The sequence below is a fragment of the Pseudarthrobacter sp. HLT1-7 genome (assembly GCF_059383435.1).
In genome coordinates, this window is sequence record NZ_JBWZCH010000013.1 from 23261 (window position 1) to 39178 (window position 15918).

At 62.5% G+C, this 15918-nt stretch carries 13 protein-coding genes and 1 pseudogene; 5 read left to right on the forward strand and 9 right to left on the reverse strand.

Annotation, left to right across the window (positions count from 1 at the left end; all coding sequences use genetic code 11):
* Positions 1 to 264: 264 nt before the first annotated feature.
* Positions 265 to 3834, reverse strand: coding sequence for a MobF family relaxase (mobF, locus tag AC50X6_RS12920; RefSeq protein WP_494966609.1), 3570 nt, complete (start codon positions 3832 to 3834; stop codon positions 265 to 267).
* Positions 3831 to 4061 carry a hypothetical protein gene (locus AC50X6_RS12925; protein WP_494966610.1) on the reverse strand — a complete coding sequence of 77 codons (231 nt, stop codon included), beginning with the start codon at positions 4059 to 4061 and terminating at the stop codon, positions 3831 to 3833. Before AC50X6_RS12925 ends, mobF begins: the two co-directional genes overlap by 4 nt.
* A 539-nt stretch (positions 4062 to 4600) precedes the next feature.
* Between AC50X6_RS12925 and AC50X6_RS12930 the strand changes: the two genes are divergently transcribed.
* Genes AC50X6_RS12930 through AC50X6_RS12945 form a run of 4 tightly spaced genes read left to right on the forward strand, consistent with a single transcriptional unit; the run spans position 4601 to position 7743 of the window.
* A complete protein-coding gene (locus tag AC50X6_RS12930) occupies positions 4601 to 5089 on the forward strand; it encodes a hypothetical protein (protein WP_494966611.1) in 489 nt (162 codons plus the stop codon).
* On the forward strand, positions 5086 to 6114 hold the full coding sequence (locus AC50X6_RS12935) for a hypothetical protein (RefSeq protein WP_494966612.1): 1029 nt from the start codon (positions 5086 to 5088) through the stop codon (positions 6112 to 6114). The genes AC50X6_RS12930 and AC50X6_RS12935 overlap by 4 nt, the downstream gene beginning before the upstream one ends.
* The gene (locus AC50X6_RS12940; protein ID WP_494966613.1) at positions 6111 to 6560 is read left to right on the forward strand and encodes a hypothetical protein; all 450 of its coding nucleotides are present in this window, start codon (positions 6111 to 6113) and stop codon (positions 6558 to 6560) included. The genes AC50X6_RS12935 and AC50X6_RS12940 overlap by 4 nt, the downstream gene beginning before the upstream one ends.
* Complete coding sequence (locus tag AC50X6_RS12945) at positions 6553 to 7743, forward strand: alpha/beta hydrolase (RefSeq protein ID WP_494966614.1); 1191 nt, start codon at positions 6553 to 6555, stop codon at positions 7741 to 7743. The genes AC50X6_RS12940 and AC50X6_RS12945 overlap by 8 nt, the downstream gene beginning before the upstream one ends.
* A gap of 39 nt (positions 7744 to 7782) precedes the next feature.
* On the opposite strand, the gene AC50X6_RS12950 is transcribed toward AC50X6_RS12945, so the two are convergent.
* The gene (locus AC50X6_RS12950) at positions 7783 to 8814 is read right to left on the reverse strand and encodes a DUF4192 domain-containing protein (RefSeq protein WP_494966615.1); all 1032 of its coding nucleotides are present in this window, start codon (positions 8812 to 8814) and stop codon (positions 7783 to 7785) included.
* 739 nt (positions 8815 to 9553) lie between these two features.
* On the opposite strand from AC50X6_RS12950, the pseudogene AC50X6_RS12955 reads away from it, so the two are divergent.
* Positions 9554 to 9943, forward strand: a pseudogene (locus AC50X6_RS12955) (DUF1016 N-terminal domain-containing protein); the annotation flags it as partial.
* 417 nt (positions 9944 to 10360) lie between these two features.
* Here AC50X6_RS12955 and AC50X6_RS12960 read toward each other — a convergent pair.
* From AC50X6_RS12960 to AC50X6_RS12985, 6 genes are all read right to left on the reverse strand, one after another.
* Positions 10361 to 10834 (reverse strand): YybH family protein, encoded by a 474-nt coding sequence (locus AC50X6_RS12960; protein WP_494966616.1) that lies wholly within the window; start codon positions 10832 to 10834, stop codon positions 10361 to 10363.
* Between the two features lie 56 nt (positions 10835 to 10890).
* Positions 10891 to 11886 (reverse strand): sugar kinase, encoded by a 996-nt coding sequence (locus AC50X6_RS12965; protein ID WP_494966617.1) that lies wholly within the window; start codon positions 11884 to 11886, stop codon positions 10891 to 10893.
* A complete protein-coding gene (locus AC50X6_RS12970) occupies positions 11883 to 12551 on the reverse strand; it encodes a bifunctional 4-hydroxy-2-oxoglutarate aldolase/2-dehydro-3-deoxy-phosphogluconate aldolase (protein WP_494966618.1) in 669 nt (222 codons plus the stop codon). The genes AC50X6_RS12965 and AC50X6_RS12970 overlap by 4 nt, the downstream gene beginning before the upstream one ends.
* A 111-nt stretch (positions 12552 to 12662) precedes the next feature.
* Complete coding sequence (locus AC50X6_RS12975) at positions 12663 to 13388, reverse strand: FadR/GntR family transcriptional regulator (protein ID WP_494966619.1); 726 nt, start codon at positions 13386 to 13388, stop codon at positions 12663 to 12665.
* A 205-nt stretch (positions 13389 to 13593) separates the two neighbouring features.
* On the reverse strand, positions 13594 to 14748 hold the full coding sequence (locus AC50X6_RS12980) for a sugar ABC transporter substrate-binding protein (RefSeq protein WP_494966620.1): 1155 nt from the start codon (positions 14746 to 14748) through the stop codon (positions 13594 to 13596).
* 102 nt (positions 14749 to 14850) lie between these two features.
* Positions 14851 to 15912 carry an ABC transporter permease gene (locus tag AC50X6_RS12985; RefSeq protein ID WP_494966621.1) on the reverse strand — a complete coding sequence of 354 codons (1062 nt, stop codon included), beginning with the start codon at positions 15910 to 15912 and terminating at the stop codon, positions 14851 to 14853.
* Positions 15913 to 15918 lie beyond the last annotated feature (6 nt).

A 15918-nucleotide genomic window follows, 5' to 3' on the forward strand; every position in this document is an offset into this window, starting at 1 on the left:
GATTCCACTTTTCGTTTGCGGCCGCTGTCCAAGAACGAAGCCGGCGCAGGCGCACCAACCAAACGGCGCCAGCAACAGTGGTGGCCAGGAGGGCTGCAGGGGCCATCGCTTGCAGCAGCAATGTAGGCGGCCAGCTGGCGGCCATAATTCCCAGAAGGTATGTGACACACATCGAGAGAGCCACGCTAGTCAGAACCAACGCAGGTGTCGCAAGCTTCGGTCTCAGGACTGGGTTTGCATCCATGGACTACCTTCTCGACTAGTTTAGAGTTGCCAGCCGACATTGATAAGACGTTCTTCCGAAGCAATTGGGACACCAATCCACTTCGAAGCTTGAAGGTGGCGGGCTGAGGAGAGAGCGGCTCGATCAACAAGGTGGCCGATAATTGCATGCTGCTCCTGTTGCTCCCTGTCGTAGGAGTCCGGAACAGGGCCCCACGGGAGGTGCGAATCATCGATACCCCAACGGTCCCTGTGGATGGCGACCTGGCGAATGACGCTGGTCGCGTCCTCGGGAAGAGCATTTGGACCCAAGGTCGCCAAAAGCGTCCGTTTCCATTCGGTGTCACGCATCATGGCGTCGTGGGTGACACGGTTCATCCGCTGCTGGATCCGGTTCTGAACCTGGTAGATCATGTCGGCCAGATCGGGACGAGAGGTGCGGACAGTTTCAGCCAAGGGATCATTGCCATTGGCGGGCATCCCGGTCAGAAACTGACGGAGTCTGGAGTGGACGACAGCCGCCATACCTCGAGCCGACGCGCCTGTTTCCAGGGCAGCGATGACAACACGTTGCGTGCCCTGACGGCTAACGCCAGTCGACCGGCGCCAGGCTGCGACAGCCGCTCCCCACGAAGGTGACTGCTGGAGTTCGGACGCCCTGCCGGGAGAGCGAGTCTCAAGGAACCCCGCAAGGTCCTCGGCGGCTGCGATTTGTGCGAGGTAGTCGTATTCAGCGCTGAGGTGTTCCAGACTGTCCGCCTTCGAATGCTCGGCGTCGCGGACTTCGTGGGCTGTGCGTTCGGCGCCTTCGGCGGCAAGGATCTCGCCAAGGATCTGGCGCCACGAGGCTTGCAAATAGGGATCCAGGGGCTCGTCGTTCGAAGGATCGTTTTCGCTGACATACGCGTGATTTCCCGATCGTCCGCGGGTCATGCTCACGTACAGCAGCTCGCGGGTGAGTCGTCCTTGTGTGACCACAGTGTGTCCGGTGTCCACGGTGATGCCCTGCGAACGGTGGGCCGTCGTCGCATATCCCAGCTCAACCGAGGTCTCAACATACTCTTGGCCAAGAGCAACCATGGCGCCAGTGTCCCGGCGAACCGCCGTAAGTGAGCCGTCGCGCCTGCCAGTTCGGACGACGTCGAGCATGGTTCCGTTCCGGATGAAGTCACCGCTGCTGTCGGTGATGGTGCGGTCATTGTGGCGGGCAATGACGGTGTCGCCAGCGCCGGCCCGCGATCCGTCGCTGAGCGGAACAGTGTGTTCCGCGTCTGCGGAACCGTGGATAACGCGGTCGGCCTGGGCGCGCTGGTTGAGCATGCTGACCGTGTCATTGTCGGCCGCGATGAGAATGGACGACTTGCCTTCATGGAGGTCCGATTGCCAGCTCAGATAGGCTTCGTCGACCATGTCGACGTACGATCCGTGTTGGATGCGTTGGTGCTGGTCATAGTCGGAGATTGCCGCGAAGTCCCCGGCACGGAGTTTCAGCGATGCGTCCTGCTCCCACTCCTGTTCGAACCGCCAAATCGTGCTCAGCCGCACCGTCTTGCCCTGCCGGTCCAGCCATCCGAGGATACCGCCAGCATCTATGGCATCCAATTGCCCGGGGTCGCCCACCAGTAGCACTTTGGATCCGGCGTCCCGCGCCTGCTGTACCAGCGCGGACAGCTGAAGGGTGGACACCATGGAAGCCTCGTCGACGACGACCAGCTGGTTCGGATGAAACCTCCATCTGTCCTGTTCGGCAGCGAGCCGAGCGGCTCTCTGAGCGAGCTGAAGGGACAGCGGGCCGGGAGTAGCGCCGACGGTGAGCTGTTGCTCCGTGTCGAAGAACTGTGCAGCCCGATGGCCGGCTCCCTGGCCGACAGACTCGTAGAGCCATTTCGCGACGTTTTCCGTGGCCATTGCCAGCTCTCGCCCGAGGACCTCGGCGCTCGCCGCAGCCGGCGCCAGTCCGACGACGGCACCTGCCCCAAATTCCGCTTCCCAGGCTGCCTTGACCACGCCGAGAGTGGTGGTCTTGCCGGTTCCGGCGGGACCGACGACGGCATCAAGCCGGTTGCCGCTGAGCAGCACTTGGGCCGCCGCCCCGAGCTGGTCGCTGTGAAGTTCAAGCCGACTGCGGTGTTTGTAGCCGGCGAGCGATTCCATGGCGACGGCCGCGCTCACCGCAGGGCCGCCGTCGTCGTTCATTGCCGCCATGACGACAGCCTCATTGGCGAGGGTCGCCGTGTCTGTGTAGAGCCGGGAACCGTGGAAGTCGAAGATGCTGCGGTTTGCGAAGCGGAGATCAGGCTGCGCGCTGACGGGGGCGGTGTAACGGTACTCGTTGAGTGGAACGGACTGGTTTTCAGCGGCGGTGGCAACGGCATCGATCATGGTGTTGCGGCCCGCCGGCGTGTTGCAGCGAATGTCGGCGCAGACCCGTTCGGCTTCCGCGAGGAGGTTCCACCGGTTCCAGGTGGCGCGTTTCATCGCGACGCGCTCGCGGGTCAGTGAGCCGACAGCGTCGATCCAGTCGGCCGTGAAGTCACAGGTGCGGTAAGGGGCTGCGTGGGAGCGTCGCACGGTGTTCGCGAGAACGAGGCTGGGCTCGAAGCCGTTGGCCGCTGCGCGGGCCTGCCACTGTGCGGAGAGCTGATGAAGTGGCGCGGCGGATTCAGGTTTGGCCGTGCGGGTGGAAAGGGTTGCCTGCTGCCGGAGCTTGATGGTGGTTGTGGCGGTTGGGGGAGTGCTGTGGCTGGCGGTCCATTCGGCGACGAGGCGATCGGTTTCGAGGTCGATGAGGCGGGAGCGGTTGGAGAATTCGCGGACCAGCACCTGGTCAACGCCGGTGAGTTGCTGGCTGGGGTTGTGCGTGTTCGCGGCCGGTTCGCGGATGTCTGCGTCGGTGCCGAGATTCCGGTGGAGTGCGTCGAAGAGGAGACCGTTGTAGTGCTCGCTGGCAGCGACCGCGGCCTTGTAGAGCGTCCGCGAATCCAGCGTGACCCACGCACCGTCGGTGATCCGCTGGACGCGGTTGGCGATGACCAGATGGGTGTGCAGCTGAGGATCCCCGGCACGGGACTCCCAATGGTCGAAGGTGGCGGCTATGGTGCCGCCGGTGCCGAGGTGGGCGACGCCGTTGCGGCCGGCCCGCGTGTGGATGACCGATTCTTCGAGCCACTGCATGGTGGCGTCGACGGCGTCGTGGTGGGTCTGGAGAATCTGGTCCTGAAGAGCACGGGGGCTCAGGGCCCAGAGGACGGACACGGATTTGGGAACGCTGAACGTGAGGTCGAATCCGACGACGGCGTGGCGCGTTTCGGTTCGGCCCTGGCTGTTCTGGAAGACGGTGGGTTGGCCGTGCTGACGCCCCAGGGGAGTGCCTGTATCCGGGTGGACAGCCTGATCGAAAACGGCTTTGGCGTCGGATTCCGTGACGGCCTGTCCTCTGGTCCGGCTGATGCCTTGCAGGCCGGAACCAAGCCAGCGGCCCTGCGGCGTGCCCGTTTTCATGTAGTACGTGGTGGCATCGGCGGGAGCGACTGTCCGATCGTCCAGCATGGTGGTCTTGAAAAGGTACTTCAGGCCCGACTGGGCGGATAGCCGGGCAATAGACATGGTCATGGCTTCTGTGCCTCCCGATGGCGGCTGGAGGATGTCCACCCTCGCCGGCGGAATATGGCTTTCGTGGTGTCGTCTATTTCAAGGCCGGTGGCCTGGGATAGAGCCAGTAGCTTGCCTGCGAGGCGAGCCAAGTCCTGGGCGTCAGTTCCCTGCGCGGCCTGCAGGCTGGCGACTTCGACGCGGAGGCTCTTGATGATGGCACGCTGGTCCGAGTTCTCTGCTGCCAAATGGTCGATGTCTACGGCTTGGGATCGGAGTTGGGCATGCAGCGAATCCAGGAGCCGGTTGCTCTTCCCGGGGGCTGCAGACAAACTGGCCTCGGCGTTGTGCGGGGGTTCCGCTGGGGCCGATGCTCTGGCACGTGGAGCGGGCGTAGCGAGCGCAGCGCCGGGTGAGGGCGGCGCCCCCTTTGCACTTTGCCGCCGTCGACGATCACGCTGTCGGTTGGCGCAGCGCGTAGCGCAGAAGCGCTGCGACGTGCGCGACGGCTCGAAGCGCTCGCCGCATTCCCCGCAAATCTTTCCGCTCACAGTTGTTCATCAACGCCGGCGCGCCCTGCGACATGACTTGCCGTGAGTACGCGCTCACGGCGACTGCCTTGGATGCCAGAGGTGTGAGGGTGGTGCGGTTTTGGGGCTCTGGACATGTCCAGAGCACAGGCGTTCAATGGTGGTAGGCGATTCTTGGCGGGCGCACATGAGCGGGCCGATTCGTCGAAGGGCAGCGGGCGTCGATACGAGTCAGCAGTCCAGATGATGGGATTCCAATGGGAGATTTTGCTGACTCTGAATATTCGCCGGCGCGCAGCGCTGCGGAGGGCTTCCGGGCGCTGAAGCTGCCACGCCGCCTTTCCTTGGACCGTCTGATCTCGATCATTGAGAAAGTCCGCGGACGGCGGATTGTGATCGACGTCTGTGAGTCTTTGAACAGCGGAACGGTCTGTGGGCTGTGGCTGTCCACGAATACTCGGGAGATCATCCTGCACGCGCCAACGCCGTCGTCGCTTCACCGCCAGCAATTTATCCTTCACGAACTCGGACATATGGTGCTCCGCCACGATGAGGCGGTGGTGTCCGCGAACTATGCCGAAACCCTGTTTCCTAATCTTTCCGGCGAGAAAGTCTCGCGCATCCTGGGGCGCAGTGACTTCCTGGATCACATCGAAGCCGCCGCCGAGACCCTGGCGGATCTCTTCGCCGCTGCAATTCGGGACAGCAGCATAGAGCCCCGGTCGTTTGAAAGGATTTTGGGGTGATCCAGGTCTTTGCCGCCGCCGTGATCTGGGGCTTGGTTCTGTGCCTCCTTCCAAGCATGAAGCGGCGCAGCGACCACAGCATCATCGTGGCGGCCGTGACTATTGCCACCGCATTAACGCTGAACGTCGACACGATCTACCTCGAGGGAGACCGGCTTCTCGGCGGCCGCAATGTCCTGGACCTGGTGGCCAACATCTTCATGGTCGTCGGGATCTATTTCTTGTCCCGGGCAATCCTGCGGGCGGCCGATCCAGACGAGACGACGGACCGGCAAAACTGGGGCGGATTGGCCCTTCTGGGAGTGGTCGTCGTCGCATTGATTCTCAGTTTCAGCCTGGTTGATGCTCCGCGGACGTCCACCTCTTTTATGAAGGACTTTGGCAGCCAGTGGGCAGCCGCCGCGTACTCAAGCATCCAGTTCCTTTATATCGGGGTGGTGGTGACCGTCACCGGCTATACGTGCTTCAAGTTCCGTGGCGAGATGGCGAGGCCGTATTTCCGCGTCGCACTCACTTTCATCGGCGTCGGCTGTTCCTTGGCCGTGGTGCTCGTTCTTGCGGTGCTGGGCATGGATGTCCTGCACCTGATGGGAGAGATTGAGTCGATGATGTGGCTTTCCTACGTGTACGACGCCGCGGTATTCGGAGCAATGGCGTTTCTGTGCGTGGGCCTTGCCTTGCCGCCTGTCGCGCGTGGCCTTGAGCGCAGGTCCGATTCCCGGAGTGCCGCCGTCCTCCTCGACCGCTTAGCTGAGCCTTGGGAACGAACCACCGCGGCTCGCTCCGGGGTTCGGCTCAATGTTCCGGCGGTGGCCAGTGACCCGCGGGATGCGTCCAAGCAGCGTCTCCACCGGATGCTGGTGGAGATCCAGGACGCCCTCTTGGTCGACCCTGAACTTGCCATGTCACTGGGGGAGAGTGATATTCAAGTACTGGCTGAAGCGGAGGAGCATCTCGGAACCCGGGCTTCCACACCCAGGTCTTGGGGAGCCAGGACGTCAATCAAGGGGGAGGTGAATTCGTGACAGATAACGACGGCGGGCTCTCGGAAACGCCGCAAGCACGCCTCGCCCGAAAATTGAATCTCCTCCTGGATCTTTTTGAGGCCCAAGGCTTTTCGCCTTTAACCTATCCGCAGATCAGCCGGCACATGGAAGACCGTGGAACGCCCTTGTCCCGCTCGCGGTGGGCTTACATGCGCAGTGGCGACGGTCCCATGGCGACGGACACGGCGCTTCTACAGAACCTCGCCGACTATTTTGGCGTCGACTCCCGGTATCTCCTGGACGACACGGGGGAGATCCCCGATCTGGTCGATGCCCAGCTTCAACTGTTGCGGACGCTGAGGGAAAATCGCGTCAGGAATTTTGCAGCCCGTCAGCTTCAGGCGATTTCCCCCGCCACGCTGCTGCGTTTACGCCAAGTAATCGACGACCGCATGAAAGAACCAGAGGATGACGGCGATGCGTAAGACCGTTGTTGGCGTGGTCATCGGAGGTGTCATGACGGGCGCCGCAGCGCTTTTTGCTGCTGCCTATTTCGCGCGTCAGATTGTGGTGCCCACGTCGCGGCGAGTTGAGGATCTGCCGATCCGCAGGGTGTTCCGCGACAGCAACAATTCGTTGCTGATTGAACTGCCCGCATCACCCCGGACCACGGTTCCGGGCCGCTACAGCATCTGGTTTTCCAATGGCGCAGGCCACGCCTGCATCGGAAAGATCGTGGCCACCGACGACGGCTCCGGCCCCGCCGCCGTCGGGACGGTGACGCGACTGGTTGAACGGGTTGACTCGGGGGACCTGCTGAGTGCCAGGGCAGGGGTCTGGAGCGGATACGTCTATCCAACGCCGAACCCACTTGGCCTTCCCTACAAAAGCGTGGGGATTCCCGTGGAGAACGGCATTGCGCCTGCCTGGCAGTTCCCACCGACTGCAGCCGCCGCAGGAGATTCCGGCACATGGGCTATCCATATCCATGGCCTGGGCGGCAAGAAATCCGGCGCGCTGCGCGGTGTACCCGTGGCGGACCGGCTGGGATACACCTCTCTGGTGGTTTCATTCCGGAACGATGGGGAAGCGCCGGCGTCAACGGATCGGCGGTACCACCTGGGACAGTCCGAATGGCGCGACGTGGACGCGGCTGTCTCATATGCCGTGGATCAGGGCGCGCGCCAAGTTGTGTTGTTCGGGTGGTCCCTCGGCGGCACGATTGCCCTTCAGTTGACCCTGGAGTCGGAGTTCCGGGACCGCATTGCCGGGCTCGTTCTCGATGCACCGGTTATTGACTGGAAGAGCACCCTGATGGCCAACGCCCGATCCAGCATGCTTCCGCGCTGGATTGCGGCCCTGGGGCTGCGGATTCTTGGGTCACCTCGGCTGTGTTGGATCGCAGGGCTGGGAACAAGCTTGAATCTGAGGGCCCTGGATGGGGTGGCCCGAGCTGACGAGCTCCGCCTTCCTGTACTGGTGATCCACAGTGAAAGGGACCGGTCGACTCCCTTCGCGGTTTCCCGCCGGTTTGTCGACCGCCGTCGTGATTTGGCCACGCTGGTGACTTTTCCCTCTGTGGAGCACACGCAGGAGTGGAATGTCGATCCGGAGGGGTGGGACGCAGCGGTGTTTGGCTGGCTCCAAAACCGTGTGGCGTCAGCCTGACTGCCGGTTCCCCGGGCAGATCAATCTCTCGATACGTGTTCAGGATGCTTCGAGCCCGGGATTTCGATACGCCGTGTTCCTGTCCATGGTCCAGCCGGCGACCATTCCGCTACCGATCATCTGGTCGCTGAGCCTGGCCAGACGGTAGTCCGGGTCGGCTTCGAGGGCGAGCTGGAGGAACTGGTGTGCCTTGCTTCCTCGGCCTTCCCACCAATTGATGAAGGCGATCGCGGTGAGGATCGGCGCCGCATGTTTGGTGCTGCTGTGCGTGTAAGCGTGTACCAGCAGCTGTTCCGCCCATTCGATGCGGGACCATTGCGGCCTGCACTGCGTTTGCGCCAGGAGGACCCGGTCGAGTGGTTCGTCGATTCCGGGGATGTCGGCCATGAGTTGATCCCGGATGGTGGGGAACTGGAGGTTCGCGATCAGGCCGATGGTTTGCTCGTCGGTCGGGTAAGTCTTCGCGTCGAGCATTCCGGTCCAGAGTTTCCAGGCCTGATCCATCGCAGTGCCTACGTTCAGGCGCTGAATGGATCTCACGCACCTTTCGACGGCGTCCGCGGCTTGGGTTTCTTTGGTAGGGGCCGGCAGAGCGATCCGGTTTGTGGAGGCGATGGTGCTGCCGCGGTAGACAAATTCGGCGTTGATCTGGCTGTACTCGGTTGCGGCCAGGGGCAGAGACGGTCCGTCACCGGGGTCGCCGTCGTATTGTGAAACTGCTTCATCTCCTACCAGGAGTCCGTCACGGATGGACATTCCCCGCTCTGCAAGGGCGCCAGTCAATGCAGCGATGGTTGCGGCGTGCGGCCTTGCGAGGCCGGCCCTTGCGGGCAGAGACGTGTACACGGCGAAGAGCACGCTGGCGGCCTTAGCATCGTGGGCCAAGTATCGGGCGACGGTTTGTGCATAGCTGATTTCTGCTCCGGGCTTCGGCAGGTCAACGCGCAGAGTGGCGCCGACGTGGTTATCGGCGAGAGTGATGCAGACGAGGCTTTCGCGGGGCCAAAACCCCAGGGTGTGTCCGATGAAACTGAGCACGTCGGCGGGGGTTTTGATGGTGAACTTTTCCATGGCCTTTCTCCTTTATCAACTGGCGGGCACCGGTTGTGCCTGTCAGATTTCGGCGTCGTTCTGATAGAGGAGCCACCGCTGGGTACGAGGGGCCGGAGTGCAACTTGGGGAACCGGGAGCGAGCCAAGATTTTGCGAGGAAATAAGCGACGGAGGAGCGCCGAACGAAATCTCGGATCGTGGCCGGCGCGTCGCGCCCTGGTTGCGCGGAGGGCCCGCCCAGCGATGATGGGGATCAGAATGACAAATAGCGAATTTGCTTCTGGCCATTCATGGAAGAGCGGGACTTAGGCGGCATGACGCGGGTGCATCTATTGTGCAGTCACAGCGAAAACGACAAGGTCACGGGTGAGACGGCTGGAGGGGGCTGACAAATTGTCAGTGGCATCTTCCGCAGCGCCATGACGGCTTCCTGACAGCCCGCTCAGCCCGCGGAACATACTGAAGGACTGGTGGGCTTGACGCCGGGTAACCGCGCGGCGGCAGGAAGCGTCTCGCCGAATCCGACGCCGACGGCAGCTGTGACACCCAGGCCCATGACGGTGAGCACGACGAAGAACCCACGCCAGTCGATGACCGAGGCCAGCAGACCCCGATGAAAGGCGCGACGATGGCTGCAAGACCCGAGATCACGACGATCCGGCCGTAATAACGGGTGAGTTTCGGACCGTTGTAGAGATCGCGGCCTGCGGCTAGAGCGATGACGAGTCCGACTCCACCGCCCCGGCTGGTCGGTCGGCAGGACCATCCTGGAACGCAAGGCCATCGACGGCTGGGGGAGTGGAGTCATCGGCAGGTTGGCCGAGGACCTCGGGGCCGAATTTCCTGACATGACCGGTCTGTCACGGTCCAATCTGCAATATATGCGCAGCTTCGCGGAGGCATGGCCCGCGTTCGACGCAAATGTCCCACAGCCTGTGGGACACTTACCCTGGGGCCATATCAGCACCATTCTGAACGAACGGCTGGAGCCGGAGGCCCGGGACTGGTACGCCGCGGCCGCCGTGAAGTACGGCTGGTCCCGAAATGTGCTCATGAACAAAACCCTGGAACGCACCGGGGCGGCGCCGTCGAACTTTGTGCAACAGCTCGTTGCACCGGATTCGGAACTGGTCCAGCAAATCGCCTAAGACCCCTACAACTTCGAGTCCCTCGGCCTGTCCGGCGAAGTCGCCGAACGCGACCTCGAGAGGGTTGCGTTTCCGCCCAAAACCCGAGCCAAGACCGGAACCGGTTATCGCGCCCCGACGTGGCCTGCCAGTCAGGGCCGTGCTAATCGCAGCCGCCACCGAAGTCCCGTTGTGTCAAGAGTTTTTGACTCCGGGTCGACGGTTTGAGTTGGCCTCGGCATAGTTCTTGCTGCGGCCGGTGGAGCTGTGGGCAAAGCAACCGGCGACCGTGGCCATGAAGGACGCCTTGCTGCTGCTGCCCGACCGACTCGTCCTCCTGCGCCGACTCACTGCGGGCCCCACCACACCCGCGGGAGTCCGCCTGCGGCTGGTGGCCCTGCTGGTCTACCTAGTTTGGCCTATCGACCTGGTTCCGGTTCAGTCACCATCCGCCCCGAAGGGATTCATCATGGCCGACATCGCTGCTTTGCTGGACGGCTCACCCCGGGAGATTGAAGAGACGTGGTACTGGGCGATGAGCCATGTGTTCTCCTCTCGGCTTAGAACGAGGGATAGTTGCACGGGTACCGTTCTTCCGTCCGGGTAGGTGAAGGTGACGGCGGCGAATCCGCTGATAATGTTCTCGGCCAACTCACGGGTCTGGACTACTTGAAAGCTGGTCGTGATGCCGGGGGCAAGTGCGTCGTAGTACCCGAAGATTTGTTCGCGACCCCTGAGTAGAGCGGGCGTGATCCCCTGGAAGAGCGCATCGGGTGAAAAGAGTTCGACGATGTCTTCCGGCTGGTGGTTGTCGAAGGCTAGCTTCCAAGGGGCCAGCATTTCTGCCAGGACGCGGGTCGCCGGTGTGGCTGGTGGATTGCTGATTTTTCTCCTTTCCAGGCGCTCGGTCATGTCCGGCACTGGACTTCAAGCCCTTTTCACGTACGCGGTGACGGACGTGCGGTATTTTATCGGGAGACGGGTTCTGTTGCGTCCAGCAGGTCCAGTTCGCTACGCCGGGGCATGCCTTCCCAGTCTCCGGGAACCAAGCATGCGAACGCGCCTGTCCGTGCGGCTGTCAGCAGACGTTGGGGAACGTCCTTGCCGTTGAGCATTTCGGCGATATAGCCGGCTACGAAGGCGTCTCCTGCTCCGACGGTGTCCACCGCCCGGATGGGGATGGCACTTTGGGCGTGGGGTGCGCCGTCCACAACGGCGACGCATCCGTCGGCGCCGAGTTTGATGATGGCTTGGGCGGCGCCCAGTTCGTTCATGCGCCGGGCGAGATCCCACGGGTCTTGTCCTGCACCGACCGCTATGGCCGCTTCCGTGTCCCCCGCGAAGACGACGTCGGCCCGGGGGATGATCCGGCGGTATTGTTCTCCTGCTTCTTCGGGGGACCACAGCGCTGCCCGGTAGTTCAGATCGAAGGAGACCAGGGTGCCCGCCTCCTTTGCACAGTCGAGGGCGTAGCTGACCGCGTCCGCTGCGGTAGAAGACAGGGCCGGTGTGATGCCGGTTATATGGAGCAGTTTGGCTTGGGCGATCTGGTCCACCGGGACGTCGTCGCGGCATAGTCGGGATCCGGCGCTGCCCTTGCGGTAGTACCAGATCTTCACTGCGTTAGCGGTTCTGCGTTCTTTGATCATGAGTCCGGTGGGAGCTGTGTCGTCACGGATTGCGACGGTGTTGATCGCTTCGGCCGCGAGTTCGCGCAGCACCATGTCTCCGAGGCTGTCGGCTCCGACTCTGCCTGCCCACGTTACCGAGGTGCCGAGCCTGCGCAGCGCTATGGCAAAGTTGCTCTCGGCTCCCCCCATGCCCAGGCTCAGTGAGGCGACGTGGGCCAGGGGTCCGGGCGTTTCGGCCTTCATCAGCGCCATGGTTTCGCCCAAGGTGACGACGTCTGTGATGTGGCATGGGGTGACGGCAGCGCTACCGGCCGCCCGATTCGGGATGGTCACCGGTCCGTGCCTTTGCGTTCCTCGGCTGCCGCTGCCACCAGTTCGGTGACACGCCGTGCCCGGTCTGTGAGTTGGGCAAGACTTCCGCCGGCGAAGGCGTCCCCTATCAGCGGGCCGCCAAGGCTGACGGCCAGGGCGCCGGCCTGGATCCATCGGGGTGCGTCCTCGATGCTGACTCCGCCGCTTGGTATGAGCTGCATGCGCGGGAAAGGGCCTCGGAGTTGGCCGATGTAGTCCGGCCCCACCGTGGAAGCGGGAAAGACCTTGACGGCCGTCGCGCCTGCACTCCAGCCTGCGTGCAGTTCGGTAGGGGTCAGTCCGCCGGGGATGATGGGGATTCCGCGGGCCACAGCGGCGTGCACGACGTCGAGGTTCATTGTAGGTGTCACAAGGAACTGTGCTCCGACGTCAAGGGAGCGTTCGGCCTGTCCTGTGGTGGTGACGGTGCCGATGCCTATCTCCGCGGCGTCTCCGAATGTTCTCCTGATCTCTGGAAGAAGATCGAACACGTCCCGGGTGGTGAGTGTGAGTTCGATGAACCGGACGCCCCCGGAGAGCAGGCTTTCAATCACCGGCGGGTATTCACTTGCGTGAGTGGTGCGCAGCACCGCTATCACCTGACCGGCCAGCGGAGGCGTCGGCTCTAGGGGGGGAGATGCGACCATGTCTTTGTCCGTTTTCCTTCGTTAGTCGGGCTCCTGAGGCAGAAACCCAGGAAGATTGAGCTGCTGCTGATCCTGCCGCGGCGTTTTACGGTGCCGCGCCGGAGCCCGCTCTTATGCCTGGCTGGCTACCGGTTGGGCCAAGCTCTTGGCGATGTCCCGTTCGACGTCGCGAATGTGGGCTACGGCGGCTTCGCGCGCTTCGCGAACCCGTCCGGTGACGATCGCGTCGACAATTCTGGCGTGTCCTGCGTGGGAGTGTTCACGCCGCCCGGGCAGCGCGATCACGCGGAGGGAGTATTTCAGAAGGGCCGGTTCCAGACCGCCATAGAGGCTGGTCAGCAATTCGTTTCTCGAAGCTTTTGCAATTGTTTGATGGAGCTTGATATCCAGCCGCACGAAGTCCCCGTCGGAGAGGTCCGGATCTGCGCACTGTTCCATGATGCTCTCCAGCTCCGAGGTCAACGCGGGGGTAATTCTCTTTGCTGCCCAACCGGCCGCGTCGCGCTCCATCATCCGCCGTACCTCGAACAGTTCGGGCACGGTAAAGTCCTCGAACACGAGCAGGTCGGACTGGCCTGGGGTGGAAACGGTATTGCTGACCACGAAGACCCCGACGCCATGGCTGCTGTTGAGCAGACCACTGGCCTCTATGCCCCGGATGGCTTCACGCATCGAACTGCGGCTCACTCCGAATTCCTCCGCAAGGACGCGTTCGGCAGGAAGTTTCTCACCTACCGCGTACACGCCCTTGGTGATGAGCTGCGTCAGTTGGGCGGCGACGGAGTCCGATACCCGCAGCCGCTCGACGCGCTCGATTTTGCTTGCATATTCAGCCATGGTCTCTCCTTCACCGTCCGGGATGGCTCTCAGACATACTTCATGATAGTGGTCTGGTGGCCTGATCACTAATCATCAGCAGGCTTATGAACCACTCTCTGGGATTCGGGACGGTGGGCGGCATCGAAAAGTTCTGCCGCCCACCCTTCGCACTCGCCGCAGTCGGCTGCAGACCGAAGGCGACGGGCACGGTTGAGTGCCCGGTTCAGTATTTCTTCGGGGGTGACATGATGCCGTTGATGTAGGCGGCGTAAGTGTCCACGTTGTCCTTGGTCACGAGGTGGGTCGTGATGTTCGAAATCTTAGGGACGTAATTTCCCAGGACGACGGACTGGAACGCGGTGTCAATCATCTTGGTTCCATTGTCGACGGAGTTCACGTCCACCGATGCCGTCATCTTGCCGTTTCGGATCGCTTCCATACCTGAAAGCAACCCGTCGGCTCCGACGATGACTATGCCCTGTGAGCCGTCCCACTGTTTCAGTCCGGCGGCGTCGACCGCCTGTGAAGCGCCGAGGGCCATGTCCTCGTTCTCACCGTAAATGGCGTTGATGTCGGGGTGACGCGTGAGAAGGTCCTGGGCTGCGGACAGTCCTTTATCGCGCAGGTATCCACCGTCGGCGCTGCCGACTACTTCGATGCCAGGGTTTTCGGCCATGGCCTGGTTGAAGCCGATCAGTCGCGCTTTGGTCCAGTCGGAACCGGCCGGGCCCATGATCTGAACGATCTTGCCCTTGCCCTTGAGCGTGTCTGCGATGAACTTTCCCGCCACGTAGCCGGATTGCCAGCGGTTGTCGTAGCCGATGTTAGAGACGGTGTTGATCTGATCGACCGGATACAGTTCGACGGGCTGGTTGAACTGGAAGATCTTGGTGCCCGCGTTCATTGCGTTCTTGTAGACGCCCTGCATGGTTGCGAAGTTCGCGCCCGTGCAGATGAAAACGATGTCGAACTTGCGGCTGGTCCAGGTCTGGACGGTGCTGATCTGTTGTTCAACGGCGCTGAAGTTGCCCGTGGGTGAGGACTTCTCCCACTTCCACTGGACTCCGTACAGTTCCTCCAGTTGTGCCATCCGGGTGAAGGCGGCGTTTTCCATCTGGGTGTAGTACTCGGAAAGCACCGGGGGGGTGAAGCCGACCTGGACGGTGCGCCCGTTGACGAACTTCTTGACAGTGGCGGTGAAATCAGCATTGCCTTCCTGGCCGCCGCCGCCGCCTCCGCCACCGGCCGTCGATCCACCGGGAGGAGTTGTGCAGGCGGTGAGCAGACCGAGCGTTCCCATCAGCGCACCTGCCCCGAGGAGGTGTCGGCGGGTGGATCCTGACGTCAGGCTCTCGTTCCGGGGAGGGGTTGTTTCCATTGTATTTCTCCTTTGAAATTCAGGCTGTGGGGCGGGGATGCGGTGTTTTTGGCAGGGGTGGGCATGGTTGGGTCAGACGGGTCCGCTGCCGGGAATGGTGGATCAGCTCAGGGCCTGCTTGGCCACGGTCGCGGGGGCAGGTTTTTGTTGCGGGGACTGTTCGATTTCCGCGCTGGTCTGGCGCTGCTTGAAATACGCCGTGAGACGGTCAAGAAGCACGGCGAGCAACAGGATGATTCCGGTGACTACCTGCTGCCATTCGGAGGTGATGCCGGCGATGTTCATGGCGTTGGCGATCAGTGTGATGGTCACGGCTCCGAGAACGGCGCCGACCATCCGGCCACGTCCCCCGGTCAGGGCCGCGCCGCCGATGATGGCGGCGGTGATGGCCAGGATTTCGTAGCCGGTTCCCAGGGTGGGGGCCACGTTGGTGGCGCGCCCTGCGAGGATGACGCCGGCCAGGCCGGCACAGCCGCCGCTGGCCACGTAGGCGAACGTCTTCACGGCGGGGACTGAAATACCGGAGAGCCGGGCTGCGTCCGGGCTGCCGCCGACAGCGTACAGATGGCGCCCGATAACCGATTTGCGCAGCATCAGTGATACGAGGATGCACAAGATGATGGCAACGATGATTGGAATGCTGATGATCCCTCCGAGCTTGACCTGGCCTCCTACGAGCCTGTATTCGGGCGTCATGTAGCGGGTGAAGGGTGTTCCCTTAGTCCAGAGGAAGAGCACGCCTCGGGCAACACCGAGCATGGCGAGAGTCGCAACAAAGTCGGGCAGCCCCAGTTTTGTGATCATCAGTGAGTTCAACAGGCCGCAGAAGAGTCCGCAGGCGATGCCTGCGAACAATGCGAGCGGGAGAATCAGTCCCTGATTGATCAGGAAAGCGCACACGCCGGCCGAGAGGCCCATGACAGAACCAACGGACAGGTCGATTCCGCGCGCGATGAGCACGATCGTCATGCCCAGCGCGAGAAGGAGCACAAAAACAGCCTGGTTGGCGATGTTCTCCCAGTTTCCGAAACTGAGGAAGGCAGGCGACACGAAGGTCATCGCGATGATGAACAGGACAAGCAGCAAGACCAGGCCGGAGCCCGGTTTGGCGAGGAGCCTTTCGATCCGGTAACCGAGGGCAGGTGTGTTCAGGGAAGAAGACATGTTGGG